Raw genomic sequence first — 1,629 nt, 5'->3', positions numbered from 1 at the left:
GTAAGCGTCCATTCCGCGACGTTCTGCCACCCCGCTAAAATTCGCCCTAAAGTAACCTCACAGTTTCCAACACGAGGTTATCGCCATGAGAAAGCACCGCACACCCGACCAGTGGCAGGCTTTGGTCAATCAGCAGCGTGACAGTGGTCTGTCAGCTCGGCAGTTCTGCGAACAAGAGAACATTGGTTACGCGAGTTTCTGCAACTGGCGCAAGCGCCTGTCTGATCCGTCGGCCGATGATTCGGCTGGATCCGGTGAAGCCAGCTTTCTGGATTTGTCGTCACTGATGGACACATCGCAATCCTCCGGCCCAGGCTGGAACATTGTGCTCAGCCTGGGCAATGGCGTTGAACTGCGGCTGAGCCAGAACGGGTGATCGGGCTCGATAGTCAGGCCCGGATCTGGCTGTGCACCGAGCCCACCGATATGCGCAAATCGTTCCGGGGCCTGAGTGCCCTGGTCCGGAATCAGTTGAAGCACGACCCTCTCAGCGGCCAGTATTTCGTCTTCGTCAATCGCCGCAAGACTCAGATGAAGATGCTGTATTTTACGACCACCGGTTACTGCCTGTGGGCCAAGCGCCTGGAGCAGGGGCAGTTCCGGGTGCCATTATCTGCCTCGGGGCAGCGAGCCCTGACCCTGACGGATCTGCAACTGCTGATCGATGGCATTGAGGTGCAGAAATACCGCCAGTTCAAGCGTTTTCGAGGGGTATAGAAGACGGACTTCCGGTATAATATCGGTCATGAATTCAACGGCTTCTGATCCTTGTCCCAATGCATCGTCCTCCTCGGCTCTGGCCGATGAGAATGCACTGCTGCGTGAGCAGGTCCAGATCCTGCAGCGCCAGCTGGACTGGTTCAAGAAGCAGCTGTTCGGCCCCAAGTCCGAGAAGCAGGTGTTTGATCTGCCGGGCCAGAACAGCCTGTTCCAGCCCGATGAAGCACCGCTGCCGGAGCAGCCTGCTGGCGAAGAAAAACGCACCATCAAGGCCTATCAGCGCGGCACCGGCAAAAAGCAGCGGGACGACGACTGCTTGAATGACTCCGGTCTGCGCTTTACCGCCGATGTGCCGATGGAGGTCATTGAGCACCTGCCACCGGAACTGACCGGGCCGGAGGCTGACCAGTACGAAGTGATCGGTAGCAAGACCACCTACCGGCTGGCCCAGCGTGCCTCCAGTTATGTGGTGCTTAAGTGCGAACGCCCGGTGTTCCGGCGAAAGGGGGCCGAGAAGCCGGTGACGACTCTGGCTCCGTTCAACGTGCTGGACAACAGCCTGGCCGACGTCAGCCTGCTGGCCGGGCTGCTGGTGGACAAGTTCCAGTTCCACCTGCCGCTGTATCGTCAACACCAGCGCATCCAGCAGGCCGGTATCACCGTCAGTCGCAGCACCCTGACGAACCTGGTCAAGCGTGCCATCGACCTGTTGCGACCCATCGTGGATGCCCAGACCGACAATGTGCTGCGCAGTCGGGTGCTGGCCATGGATGAAACGCCCATCAAAGCCGGTCATCAGGGCCGGGCCGGCCCGCAAAAGGGCAAGATGAAAACCGGCTGGTTCTGGCCGTTATACGGCGATGCCGACGAGGTGGTGTTCACCTACTCGAACAGCCGTGGGCGTGCCCA

Annotated in this window: 3 protein-coding genes; all 3 read left to right on the top strand. The window is 59.5% G+C overall.

What is annotated here, in order from left to right:
* Positions 1-85 precede the first annotated feature (85 nt).
* Positions 86-376 carry an IS66 family insertion sequence element accessory protein TnpA gene (tnpA, locus tag INT21_RS00120; protein WP_172416383.1) on the top strand — a complete coding sequence of 97 codons (291 nt, stop codon included), beginning with the start codon at positions 86-88 and terminating at the stop codon, positions 374-376.
* On the top strand, positions 373-717 hold the full coding sequence (gene tnpB / locus INT21_RS00115; RefSeq protein WP_004578760.1) for an IS66 family insertion sequence element accessory protein TnpB: 345 nt from the start codon (positions 373-375) through the stop codon (positions 715-717). Before tnpA ends, tnpB begins: the two co-directional genes overlap by 4 nt.
* Before the next feature lie 28 nt (positions 718-745).
* The coding region (locus tag INT21_RS00110; protein WP_193084713.1) for an IS66 family transposase at positions 746-1,629 on the top strand (884 nt) is incomplete at its 3' end.

It is taken from the genome of Halomonas sp. 3F2F (assembly GCF_014897805.1).
GTDB lineage: Bacteria > Pseudomonadota > Gammaproteobacteria > Pseudomonadales > Halomonadaceae > Vreelandella.
This window is presented reverse-complemented; position numbering and strand designations above follow the sequence as displayed.

What these genes read in the sequence shown, in the direction of transcription:
- tnpA (WP_172416383.1), top strand. Translation starts at nt 86, where the DNA reads ATGAGAAAGCACCGCACACCCGACCAGTGGCAGGCTTTGGTCAATCAG.